Origin of the sequence: Paenibacillus solani (genome assembly GCF_001277345.1) — a bacterium.
Lineage (GTDB): Bacteria > Bacillota > Bacilli > Paenibacillales > Paenibacillaceae > Paenibacillus_AQ > Paenibacillus_AQ solani.
Genome location: NZ_LIUT01000001.1, coordinates 473,106 through 496,435, shown reverse-complemented (window position 1 = coordinate 496,435; position 23,330 = coordinate 473,106). Strand labels below are relative to the sequence as shown.

Below are 23,330 nucleotides of genomic sequence, written 5' to 3'. Positions count from 1 at the left end.
AGAGGTTTCCATATAAATTATCAATTCAGTTTTTAAAAACCTTTACGTTTTTTGACATTCTGACGAAGCTGGGGCCAACGACTCGGTGGCACATGCTGAAGCATGGTATACAACACAACTGCCCATTGTTCTTCGTTCAGCCGACACATGGGGAGTTCGCGATCTATTCCAAGCACACGTACCAGCCTTGTGATTTGAGGAGGCGTGAAGATGCCGATCAGAGCTGCGGACAACGGCAGTCTCGGATCGAGCAATCCGTAAGCTCCAAGTGCTCTAAACTTCAGCTGGTGCTGCATGTCCACAAGCGGCTTACTTCTCCTACTAATTGAAAGAATAGCGGAGTCCACTTTGGGAGGCGGTGCAAAATGCTGGGGTGATACCGTCCTCACGAGTCGAATTTCGTAGTGCATCCTCCAGCTTAAGATACGCGGATCTTGAATTGGAACAGCTGTGAAACGTTTGGCTGCCCCCTTTTCCACAAGCAGAATTGCTCTCTTAAGCGGCACACTGGGATAATCCAATAATCTTCCCAGGATCGGTGTCGTTATCGAATAAGGGATATTGGCCACGACTACAAACGGACTTTTGGGAAGAACGGCCTCCAAAATATCGGCATACTTGACACGGATATTGTCTCTATTCTTCATATGGCTGAGCAGCTTATCGACGAATGCCGGATCGGCCTCAATGGCGATCACATGTGCACCTGTCTCTGCCAGTGGAACAGTTAATGCTCCCGTCCCTGCTCCGATATCGAGGATAGTATCGCTCGATTGGACCTGGGCCAGGTTGATCATATCATAAATCAGACGTTTGCTGATTAATTGATGCTGCGCGGAAAAGTTGGACGCTTTTGCCCCTTTTCCCCGCTTTTTTTTATTATATTTGGACACAAAAAAGCACCTCATTCATTCGTATAGTAATGAAAAAGGAACAGCACAAATAATCCTCCACATTTTCACATTAAAATGGATGGATATAGATGTTCTGTACCTTCATTAACGAATACGTATGAATGCGATGCAGCACATGTTAGGACAATCCTCCTTGCGGTTACAGGTAAATTGCAACCACATTATAACACAGCCCCCTGCCTGGTATTTGGGAACATTCTTTTAAAAGAGTTCTTCACCATCGGTGCAGGCGAGGGATTCCTTTTAGGAGTGAATTCAAAATAGCTGAATCCTTTAAATCTGCTTAGGATGCTTGGTGTAAACTAATAGGTTTCATATACAAGGTCGCCGATTATTTCAAGCTCGTTATTAAAAGCTACGTATATGTACAAATGTCCCGCCGGTGTTTCACCTGCATTGTACCCGAGTCGAAACATGTTGTCCTTGTCAAATTCCAGCTCGGACAGAACCAGCTCACTCACATCCTCATCGGGATGCAGCTCAGCAATACGGTTCAGCGCTTTGTCGTTCAGTTCTGTTAGATTTGCCCAAACCTTCTTGATGATCGGCGACAGCCGCTCTATATCCGCTTTGTTTGAGACATTCGCACGGAGGGAAAGTTCCTGCTCCATGAATTGAAGCGCGGATTTATAGGAAGGAAATGACACATCGTATTCGAATGCTCCAACACCCTGAACCGTATGGTCAGGCTCCATGATGAGGTTATTGGAATAATCCACCCCCTCCAGCTTGGGATTATGATGAGTATCCAGCTTTATAATTTTGTTCTCTGCACAATAGAGCTCTGTTATTAAGGCGTTGTGGCTGAGCTCCAATTCGGCGATGTGATTGTTGAAACATCGTAAGCTTTGAAGCTTGGGACTACCGGTTATGTCCAGCTTCGTCAGATGATTATGATTGCAGCGGATTTCAATCAAGTCAACGCAACCCTCAATGCTCAAATTGATTAAGTAATTGTTTCCGCAATTGAGATAGATTAGTTGGGAATTGCACTCCAATTGCAGATCAAATAGAGAATTGTAACTGCAATCCAGTTCTCGTAAATTCGTGTTCTGATCGAGGCGGAGCTCAGAGAGAATGTTCCAATAACATACCAGTTTGGCGAGCTGGTTATTATGACTGACATCCAGATTACGAATTCGGTTAAAACCGCAATTCAGCGTTTTTAGGTTTATATTGCTGCTGATATCAAGCTCTATCAAATGATTAGACGAACAGTCCAGCTCCTCAAGACACTTAAAATGTTCGATTCCTCTCAAACTGGAATATCCTTGATTTGCAAGCTTAAGCGATTCGATATGATCTACATCGCTCGTATGAATCCGTTCACGGTTCCCGCAAAACATTTCCAGAACATAGGCCTTGAAACGTTCATCAATGAAATCCTGGGTTATATCCATTACGACCTCCTCGGAAAGCTCCTGATCTATTTTGTTCCGAATTGGAAAAATCAGGACATGTTATTTTACGCTTTGATACGTCCGTTGGTTTCTGATTGTTTACAGGAAGCTTGGAAATTTGGAATGTTTACTCATACTGCTCCTGAATAGCACTTTCACATGTTCGGCATTCCCGAGGATAGTTATCCCATATCACTTTTCCCTTTCCAAGTATTCGTGCTTAGGCGGAAATGGGTATTTCCGTTTGCAGCTTGTAGGCAATCTACTCCGCGGCAACCACAAATCCCTCCTTGTGAGCTCCAAGAAGCCCCACCAGTATGGTGGGGCCTGAATAGGGAGTGTCCCTAAGTATGGATATTATGACAAAGGCAGCTCGTTTTTTCTTTGAGGGTGTCCATTTGAAGCCACCATTCATACAGCCGTTTACAATATTGCTTCTCCCGACGGTAATAGTACACGCCCAAAACGGAGCGGCTGCTCCGTCTATTTAATCCTATCTATTTAATTCAGGATGAGAGATCGGTCTTAATAAAATCTCTGACTAGAAATGCGTCTCGTCATTTCATCAATTAATCCCAAAAAGAAGAAAAGGCATCTGCAGCCTAACGCGCATAAGGAAATGGAATCGCTATGCCATTTATGAGTCTACTGACGACAGTACTTTTCTCAATCGACTTCCCGTAAAGATACTGCTCAATAGCAGTACAAACCCACCAAACAGATAGGGCAAGTTAAAGTGGACTTCAAACAAAATACCTGCCAGCATTGGTCCAAATATCGTACCCAGACTCGTATAAGCGTTATTCATCCCTGCAACAAACCCCTGTTCAGCTCCGGCCACTCTGGACAGCAGTGTATTGATTGTGGGGCGCAATATATTATTGAACGTAAAGAACAACATCGTGACCACCATAACATAGTAGAAGTGGCCTGAGAATAATAAGAATACAAGTGATAAGGCCGATAACAACAACATGGCAGCTATTATCCGTTTTTCTCCGAATCGTCGTGTGATCCCGTCGGTCAACAATAGTTGATTCAAGGTGCCGATGAGCGAACATACGGTAAGCAGTATAGCGATTTGACGCGTCGTGAATCCGTATACCTGGACGACAAACAGCGGAAAAATTGCTTCAAAATGTGTTAAACCAAAGGTCATGGCGAAAACAATGAGCAACAGGACAAAATAGCGAGAACGAACCGAAAGCACGATTTGCCGGAGCACATTGTCCCTTTTTTCCTTCACTTGACGATGCATCTGGCGAATGTTCTCCGACAGTGATTCAGGCAATCCCCATAGACTGCAAACCATTGCTAGCAGCCCTACACATGCGGATACATAGAATGGCGTCTTTATGCCCCATTCCGCAAGCAATCCGCCGACACCCGGTCCAATAATAAACCCCGATGTCATCGACGCACCTAACCATGACATGGCCTTGCTGCGCTGTTCATCTGCTGTAATGTCCGCAATATACGCAATAATGGACGGAATTAAGGCAGCTGAGCCTACTCCGCCAATCAACCGCGATACGAATAATAAAGTTAAATCGCCCGCTAACGCTGCGAGCAAGTTGGAGATGGCGAATAAGATCAAACCTATGATAATCATGGGTTTTCTACCATATCGATCTGACAAATTGCCTGCAAGGGGTGAGAATATAAACTGGGTCAGACCAAAGCAGGAGACCAAATAGCCCGCCGCCTGTCCGCTTGCCGTAAACTGTTCGAGAAGTTCTGGCACAATTGGAATGACTAGCCCCATACTTAGATTGGCGAGAAACATGTTGAGTAGTAGTAATGGAAACGCTGACTTAGTTGACATTAAGGACCACCTATATCAAATTAATAAAACTATGAATCGAGAAACCGAAATCAGTCCCCTCTCTAACTGCATTTGTATATGTTAGCATGTGGCTATCAACAATAAAAATATGAAAAACATATAGGGACTTAATCTTTTTGATATACATGGGATTGTCAAAAATCAACATAGTACTAAAAGATCCAAACGATAACAAACCCAACAAAAAAAGAGGGGGGCGCCCCTCTCTTTGCTATTTCCGCCAATTGTTCAAATCAGACCCTAAGCGAGCCACGGAATCCCCTGGCACCATAGTATGATTCAGCTCCATTGTGGTATACAAAGACAGTGTCGTAGCGACGATCACAGAAGAGGGCACCGCCGAGTTTTCTAATGCTAGCAGGTGTTACCACCCAGCTCGATGATTTCATATCGAAATTTCCGAGCTTTTGCAGTTCTCGATATTGTTCTTCCGTTAACAGCTCAATGCCCATAGCATTCGCCATTTCAACAGCATTATTTTTCGGTTTATGTTCTTTCCTTGAATCTAACGCTTCACGGTCGTAACAAATACTTCTGCGGCCTTTAGGACTTTCCGCTGAACAGTCATAAAAAATGTATTCGCCCGTCTGGTTGTCATGACCGACAACATCCGGCTCGCCGCTAGTTATCTCCATTTCATGGAGTGACCATAGTTTTTCAGGATTTGCTACGAGCTTTGCTTGTACGTCAGCCCATTCAAGGCCAGTATGACGGTTCATGTTTTTCTCAAAACGTGCTCTCAATGTATGGAGCAGCCCTTCATGTTGTTCTGGTGACAATTTCTTTGCCAAGTTAGATTCCCCCTCATACAATTTCAAACTTATAAAAGTATTCTCGGACTTGCTCATTTTCCCTTCCACTGGAAAGATTTAATATGACAAGTATAAGTAATAAAATTATTCAAAACTAGTTTATAACTAAATAAATAATAAAATGACTCATGACAGAGAACGGGAATGGTTTGCTACGTATTTTGGAAGCCCTGTCCAATCCCTACCGTCTGCGCCTCATTGCATCGTTGAAGGACAGACGAAAATATGTCAGCGAGCTTGCTCGGGAAATCGGTATAAGCCGGCCTTTGCTTTACTTGCATCTACAGAGGTTAGAAGGAGCCGGATTAATATCAGGCAGCTTAGAGCTATCAAATGACGGGAAGGCAATGAAGTTCTATGAGCTGACGGATTTTAATATCCCACTATCGCTCGAGACAATTGCGAAATTGGTCCCATCATTGAGTGACAAAGATTCTAAAATAGGTGATTGAGATTAGGAGGTCCATCCATGGATCAAGCCAGCGGAAGTTTATATGGTTATTTCGGAATGGCGTTCGCATTCGGTATTCTCATTCTGGGAGTAATTATCGCACTCGTGGTCACTCCGCCATTTTTGGAGCGGATGTCTTTTTTGGAGTTCGCTTACGTCTCTAATCTGGCTATGATACAATTGAATTGTTTTACATTTCACTTATTTGGAGGCGTATTTGAACATGCGACAAAACCATTCTGTTAGGGTACAACAATTAGGGGAAGACGCATAATTGACCCTATAAACTGCGATTCCTCTTGATCTTAAAGGGGTTTATATGCAAGTGCTACATCGAAATGAAGTTCACGATTCACGATTCATCCTTTGGCTGAGCATATTGACGTTTTTCAGCGTGATGAACGAAACCATGTTTAATGTATCATTGCCGGATATCGCCGCTTATTTTGATATTGCACCGTCGGCAGCCAATTGGACCAATACCTGCTTCTCGCTATCCTTCGCCATCGGCATCGCCGTGTACGGCAGGATATCGGAACATATAGGCATGAGAAAGCTGCTGTTATTCGGTATGCTGACCTACGGCTTCGGTTCGATTGTCGGCCTATTATGCCATGCCTGGTATCCAGGCGTGCTGTTCGCGCGGTTTTTTCAGGGAGTTGGCGCTTCGGCTGTTCCATCGCTTATTATGGTGATCATCGTCAAGATTGTCGAACCGGAAAAACAGGGCAGGGCGTTCGGCCTGATTGGATCTGTGGTTGCATTTGGCGAAGGGATCGGCCCAGTCATCGGTGGTACGATTTCCGGCTATATTCATTGGTCCCTGTTATTTGCACTGCCATTGCTGTCACTGCTAGCCCTTCCTTTTGTACTGCGGACACTGCCTGACGAGACTGCAGAGAGAAAATCATTCGATTTAACCGGCGCCGTGCTGTTATCCGTCGGTATTCTCTCGTTTGCGCTGTTCATGACGCTGTACCATTGGATGTACCTGGCTGCAAGCCTGGTTCTGTTCGGGCTTCTCTCTCGTCACATCCGCCGGCAACAGGTGCCGTTCCTGGAGCCGTCCTTGTTTCGGAAGAAAAGGTATATGGCCGGTGTGCTTACCGGTGCCTTGCTGCTCGGCACGGTCGCAGGATTCTTCGCCATGGTTCCTTATCTAATGAGAGCCGTATACCATATGTCGACCAGCCTCATCGGAAGCGCCATTCTGTTCCCGGGCACACTGAGCGTCATCTTGTTTGGGATGCTTGGCGGGATGCTGGCTGACCGGAAGGGTCATATTACCGCGATGTTGTCCGGGCTCGGCATGATTGCAGCCGGTTTTCTGATCGTACTTTTCTATACGGATCAAGCTCCTTGGCTTATTGCAAGTTCGGTGGTCATGACGTTTGGCGGTCTTTCGTTTGTGAAAACGGTCATTTCGGCAAGTGTCGCCAAAACGCTGGAGCCGGATGAAGCAGGTTCCGGCATGGGCATGCTCAACTTCGCCTGTTTCCTTGCCGAAGGCATTGGCATTGCCAGTGTGGGCGGACTGCTGACTAAGCCGTGGCTGGACTCCCCGCTGATCGCGACCGTAACCAGTCAAGCAGCCGCGCTTTACAGCAATATCATGCTGATTTTCATTGCACTCGCAACGTTGGGCGGCCTTCTGTTCGTCTTGTCGTTCAAGCGCAATCGTCCTTGATTTACTGCTCCAGGGATTTTCAGAAACTTCAATGAACATAAAGCCTCCAAGTCCATTTCAATCATGGATTTGGAGGCTTCTTCACGTTTAGTTTATTCCCTTTATTCCTCTTTCAGTTGTCCAAGCATTCGAAGCAGCATAACGATCCCTTCTGCTCGTGTCGCCGTTTCATTCGGAGCAAAGCGGTTCCCTCCGCGACCATCCACGATGCCAATTGTGCGAATTGCCTCTATCGGTCCTTTTGCCCATTGCGGAATCGCATCGTCGTCATCAAAGCTGGTAGACGCCTTGGCGTTGAGTTGCAGCTGAAGCGCCCGCGAAATCATAGCTGCCATCTCCGAACGGGTAATGTAGGCATTCGGACGGAAACTGCCATCTGCATATCCGTTGACTATGCCTGCTTGCACCACCTGGGCAACTGCCTCTTTTGCCCATCCCCCGATTAGATCGTTATCACTGAACGTAATGGATAATCCATTATTCCCCAGATTCAATGCCCCTGCCAGCATAACTGTAAACTCGGCGCGGGTAACGGGATTACCCGGTTTAAATGTGTGGTCCGGATAGCCGCTGACGATACCTTTCTCGGCAGCACGCTTGATGTCATGTTCCGCCCAATGTCCCGTGATGTCGGTAAAATGGATGATCGGCTCAGATGGCTTTTCAGATGGCTTTGATGTTTCGCGATAAATGGTCAGCGTATACTCCATTTTGTCCCCATTTTCCGCCTGCACGATCAATACGATCTTGTTGTCTCCTGCTTCCAGATTTACTTTCGTTCTGCCTGTAATCACTTTATCCTGCAACATCACTTTCGCCGCAAAATACGCCGGTTTCACTGCAATTTCGATCTGCTCAGCTTCTGTTCGAGCTGTATTACGTTTTGTGCCGGCTGTAAATGATGGTGTAAGCTCAAGCTTCTCGCCCTTAACCCATACCAGCAATTCTTCCAGATCGGTATTGCTGGATAATACGGGCCCGCTTCCACTACCTTCCGAACCGTTGCCTCCGCCCGAAGATCGGGCTGTCGTTACTTGTTTGATTAAAGGTGTACTCTCGTTACCAGACGCGTCGTAAGCAGTCACTTTGATCGTGTAGTTGGTGTTTGCGCTCAAACCGTCAACCGTCGTTGCGGTGACACCGCCACTTATCGTTTTGTGCTCCGTATCATTGACGTAAATCCGATAGCCACTCACCCCAAAATTATCTGTCGCAGTAGACCACGATATCTTAATGCTCGTCTGCGTAATGTCCGACGCCGTCAATTCACTACCTTCCAGCCACTGCGGTGCTTCGCTGTCAGGGTCCGGCGGTTGAGGTAGCGTCTTAGCCAATACGGTCAGGGCATCACTTTCGTTACCCGCTTCGTCAAAGGCTATCACTTTGAATGAGTAAGTGCTGTCTGCGCTTAAACCATCGATCATCGCTGCGTTGACATTGACACCTACCGTTTTATGTTCGGTGCCATTGACATAAATCCGATACTCGCTCACTCCAATATTGTCTGTCGCACTTGGCCACGACAACTTCACGCTCGTCTTCGTAATGTCCGAGACTTTCAACTCACTACCATCCGGCCATTGTGGTGATTCAGTATCTGGTTCCGGTGATTGCGGCAGCGTCTTGGCCGAGACGGTCAGGCCGTCACTTTCGTTACCCGCTTCGTCAAAGGCTATCACTTTGAATGAGTAAGTGCTGTCTGCACTTAAACCATCGATAGTCACTGCGTTGACATTGTCACTTAGCGTTTTATGTTCTGTGCCGTTGACATAAATCCGGTACTCGCTCACTCCAATATTGTCTGTCGCACTTGGCCACGACAACTTTATGCTCGTTTGCGTGATGTCCGACGCCGTCAATTCACTGTTTTCCGGCCACTGCGGTGCTTCGGTATCCGGTTCCGGCGGTTGCGGTAAGGTCTTAGACGAAACGGTTAGGGCGTCACTTTCGTTACCCGCTTTGTCGAAGGCTATTACTTTGAATGAGTAAGTGCTATCTGCGTTTAGACCATTGATAGTCGTTGCGTTGACACTTCCGCTTACCGTCTCATGCTCCGTACCGTTCACATATATCCGGTAGCCGGTCACACCGAAGTTATCTGTCGCTGTAGACCATGACAGCTTCACGCTCGTCTGCGTAATATCTGACACCTTCAACTCGCTGCCATCCGGCCATTGCGGTGATTCGGAGTCCGGCTGTGGTAATGTTCTAGCCGATACGGTCAGGGCATTACTCTCTTTGCCTTCTGCGTTAAAAGCTATGACTTTGACTGTATAGGCGGTGTCTGCGACCAAACCTTCAATAGTCGTTGTGTTTACACTTCCGCTTACTGTCTCATGCTCCGTACCATTCACGTATATCCAGTAGCCGGTTACTCCGACGTTATCTGTCGCTGTTGGCCACGACAGTTTCATGCTCGTTTGCGTGATGTCCGACGCCTTTAACTCGCTTCCATCCGGCCATTGCGGCGGCACACTAGGCGACAAGGCTTCTGGCGTGGCGCTAACTTCCTCCGAATAGTCACTTTCGGTCTCATCATTTCCCGCTTTTACAGCATAGTAACGGGTAATGTTATTAGTCAGTCCTCTAAAAGTATAATCGCCCGTGAAATTTGTGATTCTCTCAATATTTTGATAACTGCCCGAAGCTTCACCCTCATAAATATCGTAATAAGTGGCTTCCGTCACGGGCTCCCAGGACAAAACAACCTCGCCATCACCGGCTGTTGCTTTCAAACTGTCGGGCGCAGGGAGTTTGTCCGGCTTATAGATAATAACGCCCCAGCCTTTTAGCAGTTGCTGTTCGACCCCCGGTGCCTCTACTACTATGAATTCGTTCACGGCATACAAAGGCGCCTTGTATACGAAAGAGAACTGTCCTTGGTCATCTGTGTAAGTGTTGATCGTTTCCTGGATAGTGGTGATCGTAATCGGCAAACGAGCTTTGGTATCGATGTTTCCATTGATTGTGATCGTTTTGCCTGTTCCCAATATATCCGGAACGTCAAGGGAAATATCCGTTGGAGCTTGAAGCAAAACAACGGATTCCAAATCGTCGCCAGTAGTCTTATTTGCCGAAATATCTATTCGGATGCCTGTAGCAGGAACTGGCTGTGATGCGAGACGGAACATGCTAGTGTCCATCAAAGGTTCTGCTGAGTCAATCTTTAGCGAATCTGCGCCATCTCTAACGACTAAATTACCGGACGGACCTCTCGCTGCAATCCCTTTACGAATATCATCAACGAATACACTGAGCCCATCAGCGCCTTTTGTCGTGAACAATAGATCTGCATAAGGCTCGTTCGTGAGATAGACATTACTATCTATTTTTTTAAACTTTCCCGATTCATCTCCTCCATGCGGATGATCGGGGTCATGAGGAACGGGCCTCAACTGCGAGATTAATTTGCCGGTGTAAATCGGAAGCGTCACGGCTGTGCTCTCGACTGGCGGCAAGCTCTCCGTCTCGAACGAAAGCTTAGCTCCCGTTACCATGGCTGTATTGGTTGCTCCAAGACCGCTAAAGGTGACAACACCTGCACTGGCCTTCGCCGTCGTTGTTCCTGTTAGCGCCCACGCCCCCAAGTCTTTCTTCGATGCCGTCACAATGGTGCTGTTATCGCCCGCGCTCGTATTGCCGAAAGCATCGAGAAGCGTGACGACAGGTTGCTGCGCGAACGTGCCTCCGTTGCTAGCCGGAGCCTTAATGTCCGTTGTGAGCGCCATCGAGGTCGCGCTCCCTGCTACTGGCATGATGATCAACGCATTTGCCTCTGGTGATACCATGTCCGCTACACTTATATTGATCGTTTGCTCCCCCGCTTTGTTCAGCGCCAAATTTACTGTGGCTACGCCACTAGCAAACGCGATACTGGTCGTGCTCGAAGAGGCACTTAAAGCCGTCCCGTTAAAGCTGCCATAGGAGCCATCCGGCGCTTGCAGGTACCCGGATATCGTCACTTCATGCATGCCGTCAAACGATGTGTCCGTGTTCCCTAGCGCATTCTTCACGGTCAGTGTGATCGTATCATCCACGCCGACTTCGGGGATGGACGAGGCGGCGGATGCGACGACAGTTTGTGCGCTCAATTTTCGAATCCGATGACTGAAAACATCCGCTATATACAGATTTCCACTGCTATCTACCGCTATTCCGTAAGGGCCATGCAAGTCCGCCGAGGTCGCCGGTCCGCCATCTCCCGAATAGCCGAACCGTCCCGTCCCCGCTATCGTGCTAATGATCCCCGATGTATCGATTTTACGAATTCGGAAATTGGAACCATCTACTATATATACATTTCCGCCATTGTCTACAGCTATTCCAATGGGGCGGTTCAAATAGGCCGAAGTCGCCGGCACTCCGTCTCCCCAATAGTTCACTTCACCCACACCCGCTATCGTGCTGATCTTCCCCGTCACATCGATTTTCCGAATTCGGTGATTAGATGTATCCGATATATACAGGTTTCCGCTGCCGTCTACGGCCACTCCAGTAGGGGATCTGAATTGGGCCAACGTGGCATCTCCTTCATCTCCAGAGTAGCCGTAAACTCCCGTACCCGCTACCGTGCTAATGGTTCCCGACGTATCGACTTTCCGAATCCGGTGATTGCCTTTATCCGCGATATACAGATTATCGCTGCTGTCTACCGCCACTCCGTCCGGATAACTCAATCTAGCCGATGTTGCAGGTCCTCCGTCCCCGGAATAACCGCTATTGCCGGTACCCGCTACCGTGTTGATTTCCCCCGATACATCAATTTTCCGTATACAGTTGTTAGAGTAGTCCACAATATACAGATTTCCAACGCTGTCTAATGCGAGCCTATAAGGGTTATTCAATTGGGCTGATGTCGCGGCCCCCCCATCCCCCGAATAGCCGGCCGTGCCTGTACCCGCTATCGTGCTAATCTTTCCCGAGGCATCGACCTTCCGGACCCGGTGATTGGTAGAATCCGCAATATATATATTGCCGTCGCTGTCCACCGCCACTCCGCCAGGATTATTCAATGAGGCCGATGTCGCAGGCACCCCATCCTCTGAAAAGCCGCCAACTCCCGTGCCCGCTACCGTATCTATCATGTAAGTGCCTGCAGCAGCATAGACTTTTCCTTCCAACCATTCAGGCAGCAACGACGTGATCAATAGAAAAGCCAGTACGCCGGCTGTCAGCTTTTTTATTTGCTTGCGAATGTTGTTCCACTCCTTTTATCCAATCTGTGATGTACAATCCCATTTCATTGTATAGGACTATATTCGCAGCGGTATCTCATATTTATCGCAAATTCGTCTCATGTATCAGATGGCTGCTGCCATCAGGAAAAGGATGTTTGCCTTTTATGTCGAATTGGTACGAAATACGGACGTTCCGGGCGCAGGACCAATATCCCAATTTGTCGAAAGGAGGGACATAACGGTGATGCAAAAGCTCGCCGAATTACTTGATTTAGAACGAAGCCGACTGTTTGTTGGCAGAAAATCAGAGCTTGCTCTGGTGCAAGCTTGGCTGGGAAATGCGCAAGCTCCCACTGAAGTGCTGTTCCTCTCCGGTATGGGGGGAATCGGCAAATCCGCGCTTTTGCTGCAATTTATGAATATGGCACGACAGGAAGAAGCAGCCGCAGTCTGGCTGGATGGCCGCGCTTGTACCGATTCTCCTGCCGGCTTTATGGAGGCGCTGCATGGGTATTTCACTTCTCATCCGCAGGCCCCCCATGAGCTGGGCAATATCTATCAACAGCTTGCGAATCTCATTGCGTCAAAAAAGACCGTACTATGCATCGATCATTACGATTCCATACAGCGAATCGAGAGCTGGCTGCGCGAGGTATTTCTCCCTAATCTGCCTGCAACAGGCCTGCTCGTTATCTTGGCGGCCAGGCGGGACTTATCCGCAGCCTGGTCGAGTGACTTGGCTTGGCGCAGCCGCAGCAGAAGTATCCAACTCGGCACCTTGTCACGTGAGGAGATTATCAACTACTTGAGCCATAGAGGCTGGCAGAATACGAATGAAATGGAGCGGCTATGCAGCCATACCCGCGGTCTGCCTCTGGCAATGACCCTCTATGCCGAGCGAATGCCACACTCGCCATTGGAATCAGGCCAATCGGACTGGCCGATCTCGATGCGAATCAGTGCAGAAGTGCTTGGCGAAGAAGCCGCCGCCGAATTCAATGATCTGAGCGAAATTTTATGCATCGTGCCTTATGCAACTATAGAGTGGCTGGGGAAATTCCTAAGCGCCCCGTTAACTTTACAAGAGCTTGCACGGATCAACCGGCTCTCCTATATTCGGCCAACAGTTGGGGGTATTACCCTGCATGATACAGCACGCTTTTTTCTGGCTGATGACTTCCGAACTCGCGAGCCTGAGCGGTATCGGACATTATGGCGCCGCATTATTGATGAATTGGCATTGGAGCTGAGCCATGCGGCTAGTCAGGAAAAGGGGCGTATTGTCTCCTTGATGCTATCTGCCTCACAAGATATGTATCAAATCGATTCGATCCCCTTGCTGTCTCCCAAGCTGGATGTCTTATATATGGAACCCTTCCAGCCGTCGGACTTGCCCCACTTGCATCAAATGATGAAAGAAGAGAATCAATACTCTATTTCATCCGAAATCGACCATGCCATCATGGACGTCTTAGCCTCCTATTTTCCAGACAGCATCCGCGTGTATCGCGGCTCAGATGAGAAGCCTCTTGCCTTTACGGCAGGGCTTCACCTATATAAGGAAACCGTAGCATTATTGGAGCGTTTATTTCCCGGACTGCTTGATGCTGTCTTCCCGAAGGAGATCAGGCTGCTGAGGCGAACATCGATGGAAGAGGCCGACACTTATTATCATTTGCGAGCAAGCGCATCATCCCATAGTCCAGACTATTCTTACCATGAACTGATTGGAGTCATTACGAAAGATCTAATCACACACCATTCCATTGGAATGCGCTTTATCCTTGTGACAGCTTATAGGGAGACCAACGAGCTTCTCGGCAATGCTGGATTTCGAAGTCGTGATTTGCCAGCTCACATCAGGGATCATCTGTTCCAGGGGGCGAAGGCATCCCTTCATGAACAGGATTGGCGCGGCACAAATTTCGTTGATCAAATATTTGACCTCATCCACTTTACTCCGGACGGCAACGAAACCAGATCTAATCAATTCGAGCTGACGGAAAAAGACGTTAAAACCGCAATCGCTTTAATGAACGATCATGAGGCGCTGGCACAAAGCGAGCTTGCAGCCAAACTATCTTGCAGCGGGTTCACCTTACAACAAAAATTGCACAGTGTGTTCTCCGACTCCCCGCCCTTCCCGCTTAACAGCAATAATCTCGCATTGCTAAAGCTATATGCGAAGGCGCCGCAGCTAGGCGTAGAAATGGCTGCCCAGCAGCTGCACATGAGCCGGGCTACTTACTACCGTATCCGCAAAGAAACGCTGCTTAATTTGAGAGACGTGCTTATCCGAAAAACAAACTGATCACATGAACATATAGAGAAGTGTGGGCATGTAAAAAGCCGCTCTTGTGCTGTTCGGAGGAACAGCACAAGAGCGGCTTTTTTCTAATGTGAGGATAATAATAATTTGGGGTCCTTCTTTGCAATATAGCTTTCTAGAGTAACTCGATCAGCTAATGAATGGATGACTCCATCGCGGGAAACGGAAAAACCAGCGGCAATGGTCGCGATTTGAATCGCACTTACCAAAGAACATCCTCTTAGCAAATAGGATGCTAATGCACTAATGAAAGCATCACTTGCACCCGTGCTATCGACAGCAGCAAACTCTGATGCAGGGAAAAATCTTTCAACCTCTGCATTTTTCAAATAACATCCTTTTTTTCCCAATGTTACAATGACATTTTTGACTCCTTTGGATAGGAGAAAATCTGCTTTTTGTTCTATAGAACTGAACTGTGGGCACAACTCTAAGAGCTCATCTTCGTTCGGAATCAAATAATCGATTTGTTTCAAGATCGTATCTGATATTATCTTGGATGCTGAGGGCTTGAGAATGATGGATAGTCCCTCATTTTTGGCAATGGAGCAGGCCTTTTCAACGGTCTTGACCGGAATTTCGGTTTGAATCAAACAAAACTTAGCATCAGAAAATAAACCCGTCTGCTGTTCTATTTTTTGGGGTGAAAGATCAGCATTTGCCCCTGGAAGGACGGATATCATAGAATCCCCGCTAGATTCGACAAAAATGTATGCCTGGCCTGTTTCAGTATCACTTGAACGTGTGATTCCAATCGTACTGACACCATTTTTTTCTAAATCCTGAAATATGCTATTGGATTCCATATCTGAACCTAAGCATCCAATCAGCCTGACCCGGTGTCCAAGCTTTGCCGTTCCTACTGCTTGGTTGAACCCTTTTCCGCCTGGGTGTTTTGTAAAGCTGGATATAAAATTCGTTGCTCCATTGTGCGGCAGCTGAGGAGAGTAGAGATACGTATCCATATTTATGCTTCCAACAACAAGGATTTTGGGCTTTCCGCCCTCATCTGGAAAACCTAAAGTGTTGGTATTGTCTAATACCATTTGTTCCTCATAAGGTTTTATCGGATCAGCTCCAGCTATAGAGCTGATCAGCACATTACAAATATAGGTGCCAAAGTTAGAATTATTGATGGTTACGGTCGATATCGTCCCTTGATCTGTAACCAAGGAGGAGTCGTAGTCATTTTGTATGGAAAGCAATGAATAGTCCTTCGGTGATTTCAGACCGCTCTGGATAGCCAAATTATAAAGTTCAATAGACTTATATAAATGCGAGGAAATAAATCCTGTAGTTTGTCCACCAATGATAAAGTCATTAATGGTTTCGTCAAGTGATGAAAGCACCATAGATTCTTGGAATTTTAGATTACTATCAAAAAGCGCGTGCTTATACCCCTCTATAAAGGCATTCCTTCTCTGCCCTTCCCCTACGATACATGCGATCTTCGTGTGTTTCTTATCTATCAATTGCTTGGTAAGGAAGTAAGCTGCCAGCTTATAAGGCAATTCCAGAGAATTAGCTTGTCCCTCTCCTCCGACTAATACAACGGGAATGTCTAAAGAATTAAAATGAGTACGATTTTTTAAGCTTTCTTTATTTACCGGCTCCCAGATTATCCCGTCCACTTGCTTCGTAATGAGTGAGGTCATGTTTTTTAACTCTTGGTCCAAATCCCCGCAGCTATTCAAAATTAATGGACTATATCCTTTGCGTTGCGCTTCGTTAATAATTCCGTTAAGCATCGAATCAGCCGAAATGGTTGAATTTATCAGAACCCCTATTATTCCAGTAGAAGCCGCTTTGTTAATACTAGATGAATAAGGAGTGTAGTTGTATTCATGGACTATTTTTAATACTCGTTCACGGGTTTCTTTACTAATGCTTTGATCTTTTTTATTCACAATTTTGGAAACTGTGGACACTGAAACCCCTGCCAAATTGGCGATATCTTTGATATTCATAACCTTCTCCCCTCATCGTACCATCTGAAATCTGGCAAGTAGTTGCATCAAGACTTTAGTTATCATTTCTTATTTTACAATACGAATCAAGATCAGGGTAAGTTCTAGTAACCTATAGACTTGATAAATAATCTTGTTGACATTTCAATTTATCGATGATAGTCTCAGTTTACGGGAAAGCATTTTCCGAAATAGATTTCTTAAATGATTATATTACATTTTTAAAGAGAAGGGCTACTATGAGACAATCTTTTTTTCGAAGGTTTCTTCAAACCCAATTTTCCACGAAAGCGTTAGTTTTGATACCGATCGCTGTAGGGATTAATTTAATTGGAGGCACCCTATCCTCAACCTTAAAGTTGCCGCTTTTTTTGGATATGATCGGAACGGTCTTGATTGCATGTCTTGCAGGTCCTTGGGTCGCCGCACTTTGTGGATTGGCAACAAATTTATTCTTATCCATCGTCACCAATCCAGTATTTCTTCCTTTTTCGATTGTAAGCGTTTTATGTGGTTTGGTAACAGGCTACTTGGTTAAAGCAGGCTTCTTTAAGAATAAGCTTGGTGTAGTGATTACTTGGTTGGCTTGTACGTTAACGAATGCGATAAGTGCCGCTTTCATCACGATCTTTATTTATGGCGGCGCTACTGGGATTAATAGCAGTTCCCTCTTTACAGCAGCATTGATCGCAACTACAAAAGAAATCATGCTTTCGGTATTTTCAACTTCGATACTCGAAAATCTTATCGACAAAGGGATTGTATTTCTAATCGCTTACTGGTTAGTAAAGAAAATCCCCCGACGTTTTTCAAGTCAGTACGCTCCGCTGGACAAGGATTATTTACTTAAAGGCCGCAAAGGGTCATGAAGGTGATGGAACAATGGAAAACATCAACAACTCTATAGCTGTTCTAGTTAGAAAATTAAATCCGATAACGAAGCTGCTTATCGTATTTTGTTTAGGAATTGGCTGTCTCATTTATCCGCTGCCCTTTGTTGGATACGGAGTTTTATGTTTACTCGTCATACTGGGTATTTTGATCGGACAAGGAAAACAGGTTTTAAAGTTGATTGTTGGTTTTGGCATTCCGGTAACGCTAATGCTGCTTTTTATCCAAGGTTTATATAGTCCTAACAATAAAACAATGATTGCTGACTTCGGTTTTGCACAAATGGGACTAGAGGGCACGATGTACGCATTAAAGATTTCATCAACTCTCTTAATATTTTTAGCCGCATTCTATTTAATGCTGCAAACCACAAAAAATTCAGAGACTGTAGCCGCCTTAACACAGTCGGGGCTTAACATGAAATTAGGATATTTAATTTTGGCAAGCCTTAATGTTGTTCCTCAAATGCAGAGAAAAGTCAAGGTTATTCAAGAAGCGCAAGAATCACGTGGTGTTGAAACCTCAGGATCATTCATACAACGGACGAAAGCATTTTTGCCGCTTATCGGACCGGTTGTTCTCTCCTCTCTGACAGACGCTCAAGAAAGAGGAATGACGCTTGAGACCCGGGGTTTTGGAATCAGTGGGGACAAACCGACGAGTTATATAAAGGTTGAAACGACAGGCCTCGACATCGTCCTAAGAATGATTGCAATTTGTTTCTTAATCTCGAGTTTGCTCCCAAGGATCCTCTGATGTTTTGGAAAAAGAGTGGAGGTGACAAGAATGACGAGTACATTAATACAAGTCAATCATTTTTCTTATCGTTACAACCAAGAAACAGAAGTTGCTTTGAAGAATGTCCATTTTGAAGTTGCATCGGGTGAATTTGTTGCAATAATTGGCGCGAATGGTTCCGGAAAATCAACCTTATGTAATGCATTGGTAGGGCTGATTCCTAATTATTTTGTTGGATTTAGTGAAGGGAGCATAATCGTTGATGAAAAAGATACGGCTGCCGTGAGTGTAGGGGAACTTTCGCAAACGATTGGGCTTGTTTTTCAAAACCCTTTTAATCAGTTGTCTTATACCGCAGATACTGTTGCTGAAGAATTAGCATTTGGGCTTGGCAATCGCGGGGTTCCCAGGGAGCAGATGTTTAGCAAGATAAAGGAAATAGCCGAGTTGATTCAGATAGATGAATTATTGGATAAAAACCCTCTTGAACTTTCCGGAGGTCAGGTTCAAAGAGTCGCATTGGCATCAGCAATCATTCTAGAACCGAAAATTCTCGTCTTGGATGAGTGTACAACACAGTTGGATCCTATTGGCAGTAGACAAATCATGAATATTATTAAAAAGTTAAATGAAAACGGAATCACGATTGTAATGGTAGATCATGACATGGAAAGGGTAGCTAAGTTAGCAGATAAAGTCTACGTCATACAGCATGGCACGATTGTTCTGGGAGGCACACCCGAAGAAGTGTTTTGTTCACCGCATCTAGCAGAGTTCTCAGTAAATCCGCCTGATTATTATGAGATAACCAAGAAATTTATCAAACCCGGCTATAGTGAACGAGATTTTGCTTTAACAGAAAGTCAAGCGATTTCATTATTACAGGAGGTGATTCTCTATGAAGATAGAAATCAAAAACCTCAAGCATAAATACCCTTCTGGAGGTGAGGCTCTCAGAGGAATAAATACTACTTTTGAGGGAAGTAACCCTGTAGCCATTATCGGCCAAAATGGAGCCGGCAAGACGACTTTTGCTAAGCACCTCAACGGTTTATTGCGGCCTACCGAAGGCCAAATTCTGATTGATGGTGAGAGTATCAGTGATCACACGACTGCCTACTGGTCAAAGTATATCGGCTATGTGTTTCAAAATCCCGATAATCAACTTTTTCTAGAAACGGTAAGAAAAGAATTTGAATTTGGACCTAAGCAACAAGGCTTGTCAAGACATGAAATTAATGACCGCATTGAATTTATCTCAGATTTGGTTGGACTAAAACATCGGCTTTCAACACATCCCTTTGATCTCAATGCGACTGAGAAAAAGTTTTGTACGATTGGTTCTATACTCATGATGGATCCCAAAATAATCATCTTGGATGAACCAACTTGCGGTCAGGATGTTGAAGGCAATCAACGATTAGCCAAGATCATCAACTATCTTAAGAACAATGATCGACTTTGTATAACGATTACTCATGATATGAAATTTGTAGTTCGTAACTTTGATCAGATCATCGTGATGTCAAAAGGTGAGATTTTGAAGTCAGGCAATAAGTATAATGTTTTTTCTGATGTCAAGACTTTATTAGAGAGCCATGTTGCACCGCCGCCTATCACTCGTGTAGGGCAAGCGTTGAGGCTTAAGGATATCTCATTCAGTAAAGAAGAGTTTATCGATCATTTCACAAGAAGAATACATCAGAGCTGAGAGTGAGGACAAATGAAATGGAAAAAGTAATTGGTGTTCCTGTTCCCAAAGAAGGAACAGCAGAATTCGAGCGTATGAATAAAATGGCAAAGAGGGCCATTCCGCTGGTTTTATTGATTTTTACATTAGGTATTTTGGAACAACAAGCATTTGGCATGATTTTTGTTAATATTGGCGAACAGTTAGGAGTACCTAACCTTTCTTCGTTAATTACTTCAATTCCTGGTATTGTTTTGGGTATTGTGTGTGTTATTTATGGTGCATTAGGTGATTTTGTTTCACTGAAGAAAATGACCCTTTTGGGGATAATCCTTTTTGTTGCCGGTTCAGCGATAGGGTTTATATTTGGACCAAGCAGTATTTGGGCAGTCGTTATTGCCCGCGTATTGCAGTCTGCAGGCGGTCAGGTGGCAGGATCTGTATTCCTGGTACTTGTCTCTAAATATATAACAAAAGTAAATCGCGTTATTTACTACGGCATTTTCGTTGCTGTTTTCCGCTTTTCTGCCGCACTAGGTGTAGTAGCTGCCGGATATATCACAAACATCGACTGGCGCTGGCTTTTTGCAGTACCGCTGATTGCTGTACTGTTCATTCCTTCTTTATTAAAAAACCTGCCGAACGAACGTGCTAAGGGCGCAAATATAGATTGGGTCGGGTTTACGCTTATTGGCGCTTTCGCCGCTGCGATGACCATGTTCTTTACAGATATGAATTGGTTCTGGGCTATCTCCTCTGTTGTAACTTTGATATTGTTCCTTGTCTACATCAACAAAGCTAAGAATCCGTTTATTACGCCTAAGTTTTTGAAGAACCCGGCTTTTGTCGCAACGATGACGGTTATCTTCATTGGTTACTTTTTCAGTTACACCCTGAATGCGGGTGTGAATGCTATCGGGCTGAACGTATTTGGTATTGATTCTGCTCAAGTTTCGTTGCTATTAGTTTGGTCGATTCTTCTGGCGGCTGTTCTGGGATTTGTGTCTGGTCCAATTGTGAAGAGGATTGGCCGCTCAGCTTCCATCATTATGGCTTTAACATTCATGGGGCTTGGATTGCTTGCAGTTGCGTTTCTTATTCCTTATGGCAAAGTTCTGGCTTTGGCTGTGGCGCCATGTATTTATTACTTTGGCACCTCCTTCCTCTATTCGCCAATCGTGGATACCGCAACGCTAACCGTAACGCCTGAAGAATCAGGTCGTGTACTTGGTGTGAATGACCTGGTTCAGGCCATAACTGGCTCTGTCGGTGTCGCTGTATTTGTGGGAATGATGTCATCAGGTGTTATGAGCGGTGGTAGTATGACTGGCACGGAAGCTGGGCTAGCATCCACATATGCCAATGTTTTCTTGGTTGGCGGCGGCGTTATATTCTTAGCATTGATCATTTTCCTCTTCACCAAAAAAATGATTTATGCGCATGCTGAAAAAATCCAACAAAAAAATTAGATTTACGGAGGAGCTAAATATGACAAAGAAAGTGATTTTGGATTGTGATCCCGGACATGATGATGCATTGGCTTTATTGATGGCTATCGCCTCTGAAAAAATTGATTTACTTGCCGTAACTACCTCTGCGGGAAATCAAATCCCCGAAAAAACATACGTAAACGCTAAAAGATTGTTAACCTTGGCAAAAAGCGAACATATTCCAGTAGCAAGAGGCGCATCAAAACCTTTGCGCCGAAATCTGATTATTGCTGATGATGTTCATGGAGAGTCAGGAATTGATGGAGCAGAATTGCCTGAATCTACTATTCAGGATTTTGATATCTCTGCCAATGAGTTGATAGCTAACATATTAAGAGAATCTGAGGAGAAAGTTACGCTTATTGCGACAGGACCTTTAACCAATATCGCTATTTTCCTGTTATCACATCCTGAGCTGAAAGAAAAAATTGAAATGATTTCATTCATGGGCGGTGCATGCTTCGGAGGTAATATCACACCCCATGCTGAGTTCAACATCTATGTTGACCCGGAAGCTGCAGATATTGTGGTGAAATCAGGAGTTCCTGTAGCGATGTTTGGTTTAGATGTTACGTTAAAAGCTCAATTGTTCGAACATGATATCAAGGAAATCAGAGAAGTCGGGAATGATGTTGCACGAACAATGGCTGACTTGTTGGATTTCTTCAATTTAACAACAACTCGTCCATTCTGGGCAGATGAAGACCATGTTGAAGGCATTCATATGCACGATCCTTGTGCCGTTGCGTATATCATTGATCCCGATATGTTTACCGTTTATCCGATGAATGTACAAGTTGAGACTAGTGAATCACTGGCACTAGGCAGTACAGTTGTTGATTATGACAATGTGTTTAAAAAAGAGAAAAATGTCCTTGTGGCGTTTAATCTTGACTTACCTAAATTCAAAAAATTAACGATGGATACGATTAAGTATTTTTCCTAAAACAAAATCTTTAAAAGAGCGGTACGAAGTGGAGACGAGAAAAAATGAATAAGATTACAGTAGTTGGCAGCATTAACTTTGATACCACTATTCGAACAGAGCATCTGCCAAAACCAGGTGAAACCGTTCACTCTAAAGAAATGTTTACGAGTGGCGGCGGTAAAGGCGCTAATCAAGCGATTGCTGCCGCCAGAAATGGCGGACAAGTTAACTTTATCGGTGCAACAGGAAATGATGATACCGGAACGGCTTTGCTTGGATTGCTCAATCGAGATCATATTAATACTGCAGGTGTGAAGAAGTTAGATACAACCAGAACAGGCAGTGCTTATGTCATGGTCAACGATGAAGGCGAGAACAGTATTGTCATTTATGGCGGTGCCAATCAAGCGATTACAGACGATCATATCGATGAGATGCGCGGTTTAATCGCTGAGAGTGACTATGTCATCGCTCAATTTGAAACCAATTTGTCCAGTATCGAGAGAAGTTTTGAAATCGCGAAACAGCATCAGGTTACAACAATTTTAAATCCGGCACCTGCGAGAGCAATGATTCCTGAACGGATTATTCAATTAACCGATATTTTGATTCCTAACGAAACGGAGCTAGAAATCATTTCCGGACAAGCCGTTACGAATCAACAAGAATTGATTGCAGCAACACAAAAAGTACATGATATGGGGATTCAAACCGTAATTGTCACTTTGGGAAGTAAAGGCGCATTCTATTCCTTTGCAAACGGAAATACAGGCTTTGTACCAGCATTCAACGTCAAGGCAGTGGACACTACGGCTGCCGGGGACACATTTATTGGCGCATTAGCTACCAAAATTTCTGCTGATTTTGGCAATATTAACGAAGCAATTGTATATGGATGCAAAGCCGCATCGCTAACCGTTCAAAGATATGGAGCACAGCAATCTATCCCATACGAATCTGAGATCAATAGATCTGAATCAGACAGCTTAGTGATAGAGTAACTAAAGATT

General features: G+C 45.1%; 17 protein-coding genes. 11 read left to right on the top strand and 6 right to left on the bottom strand.

The window, feature by feature from the left end:
- Positions 1-32: 32 nt before the first annotated feature.
- The 4 genes from AM231_RS02125 to AM231_RS02110 all read right to left on the bottom strand — a co-directional run bounded on the left by AM231_RS02125 (position 33) and on the right by AM231_RS02110 (position 4,951).
- Positions 33-893, bottom strand: coding sequence for a ribosomal RNA small subunit methyltransferase A (locus tag AM231_RS02125; protein ID WP_054401121.1), 861 nt, complete (start codon positions 891-893; stop codon positions 33-35).
- A gap of 323 nt (positions 894-1,216) precedes the next feature.
- Positions 1,217-2,314: a leucine-rich repeat domain-containing protein gene (locus tag AM231_RS02120; RefSeq protein WP_054401119.1), complete on the bottom strand. Its 1,098-nt coding sequence runs from the start codon at positions 2,312-2,314 to the stop codon at positions 1,217-1,219.
- 637 nt (positions 2,315-2,951) lie between these two features.
- Positions 2,952-4,139 carry an MFS transporter gene (locus AM231_RS02115; protein WP_054401118.1) on the bottom strand — a complete coding sequence of 396 codons (1,188 nt, stop codon included), beginning with the start codon at positions 4,137-4,139 and terminating at the stop codon, positions 2,952-2,954.
- Between the two features lie 254 nt (positions 4,140-4,393).
- Positions 4,394-4,951: a DUF4256 domain-containing protein gene (locus AM231_RS02110; RefSeq protein WP_054403513.1), complete on the bottom strand. Its 558-nt coding sequence runs from the start codon at positions 4,949-4,951 to the stop codon at positions 4,394-4,396.
- Positions 4,952-5,100: 149 nt separating this feature from the next.
- On the opposite strand from AM231_RS02110, the gene AM231_RS02105 reads away from it, so the two are divergent.
- The 3 genes from AM231_RS02105 (at position 5,101) to AM231_RS02095 (ending at position 7,110) form a co-directional block, all read left to right on the top strand.
- Positions 5,101-5,424, top strand: a complete 324-nt coding sequence (locus tag AM231_RS02105) for an ArsR/SmtB family transcription factor (RefSeq protein ID WP_054401116.1) — start codon at positions 5,101-5,103, stop codon at positions 5,422-5,424.
- 17 nt (positions 5,425-5,441) lie between these two features.
- Positions 5,442-5,669 (top strand): hypothetical protein, encoded by a 228-nt coding sequence (locus tag AM231_RS02100; protein WP_054401112.1) that lies wholly within the window; start codon positions 5,442-5,444, stop codon positions 5,667-5,669.
- Positions 5,670-5,748: 79 nt separating this feature from the next.
- Positions 5,749-7,110 carry an MFS transporter gene (locus AM231_RS02095; protein ID WP_242615048.1) on the top strand — a complete coding sequence of 454 codons (1,362 nt, stop codon included), beginning with the start codon at positions 5,749-5,751 and terminating at the stop codon, positions 7,108-7,110.
- Positions 7,111-7,211: 101 nt separating this feature from the next.
- Here the strand turns inward: AM231_RS02095 and AM231_RS02090 are convergent, their stop codons facing one another.
- Entirely contained in the window at positions 7,212-12,257 is a 5,046-nt protein-coding gene (locus AM231_RS02090; RefSeq protein WP_131724714.1) for a fibronectin type III domain-containing protein, read from the bottom strand.
- A 271-nt stretch (positions 12,258-12,528) separates the two neighbouring features.
- On the opposite strand from AM231_RS02090, the gene AM231_RS02085 reads away from it, so the two are divergent.
- The gene (locus AM231_RS02085) at positions 12,529-14,598 is read left to right on the top strand and encodes an ATP-binding protein (RefSeq protein ID WP_165593365.1); all 2,070 of its coding nucleotides are present in this window, start codon (positions 12,529-12,531) and stop codon (positions 14,596-14,598) included.
- A gap of 83 nt (positions 14,599-14,681) precedes the next feature.
- On the opposite strand, the gene AM231_RS02080 is transcribed toward AM231_RS02085, so the two are convergent.
- Entirely contained in the window at positions 14,682-16,583 is a 1,902-nt protein-coding gene (locus AM231_RS02080) for a PfkB family carbohydrate kinase (protein ID WP_054401105.1), read from the bottom strand.
- A 239-nt stretch (positions 16,584-16,822) separates the two neighbouring features.
- On the opposite strand from AM231_RS02080, the gene AM231_RS02075 reads away from it, so the two are divergent.
- Genes AM231_RS02075 through rbsK form a run of 7 tightly spaced genes read left to right on the top strand, consistent with a single transcriptional unit; the run spans position 16,823 to position 23,321 of the window.
- Positions 16,823-17,452, top strand: coding sequence for an ECF transporter S component (locus AM231_RS02075; protein WP_054401102.1), 630 nt, complete (start codon positions 16,823-16,825; stop codon positions 17,450-17,452).
- A 13-nt stretch (positions 17,453-17,465) separates the two neighbouring features.
- Entirely contained in the window at positions 17,466-18,230 is a 765-nt protein-coding gene (locus AM231_RS02070) for an energy-coupling factor transporter transmembrane component T (RefSeq protein WP_054401101.1), read from the top strand.
- A 30-nt stretch (positions 18,231-18,260) separates the two neighbouring features.
- Positions 18,261-19,142 (top strand): energy-coupling factor ABC transporter ATP-binding protein, encoded by an 882-nt coding sequence (locus AM231_RS02065; RefSeq protein ID WP_054401099.1) that lies wholly within the window; start codon positions 18,261-18,263, stop codon positions 19,140-19,142.
- Positions 19,111-19,923, top strand: coding sequence for an energy-coupling factor ABC transporter ATP-binding protein (locus AM231_RS02060; RefSeq protein WP_054401097.1), 813 nt, complete (start codon positions 19,111-19,113; stop codon positions 19,921-19,923). The genes AM231_RS02065 and AM231_RS02060 overlap by 32 nt, the downstream gene beginning before the upstream one ends.
- 17 nt (positions 19,924-19,940) lie before the next feature.
- The gene (locus AM231_RS02055; RefSeq protein ID WP_054401094.1) at positions 19,941-21,371 is read left to right on the top strand and encodes an MFS transporter; all 1,431 of its coding nucleotides are present in this window, start codon (positions 19,941-19,943) and stop codon (positions 21,369-21,371) included.
- 19 nt (positions 21,372-21,390) lie between these two features.
- Positions 21,391-22,338, top strand: a complete 948-nt coding sequence (locus tag AM231_RS02050; protein WP_054401093.1) for a nucleoside hydrolase — start codon at positions 21,391-21,393, stop codon at positions 22,336-22,338.
- A gap of 44 nt (positions 22,339-22,382) precedes the next feature.
- Positions 22,383-23,321, top strand: coding sequence for a ribokinase (rbsK, locus tag AM231_RS02045; RefSeq protein WP_054401091.1), 939 nt, complete (start codon positions 22,383-22,385; stop codon positions 23,319-23,321).
- Positions 23,322-23,330: the final 9 nt, after the last annotated feature.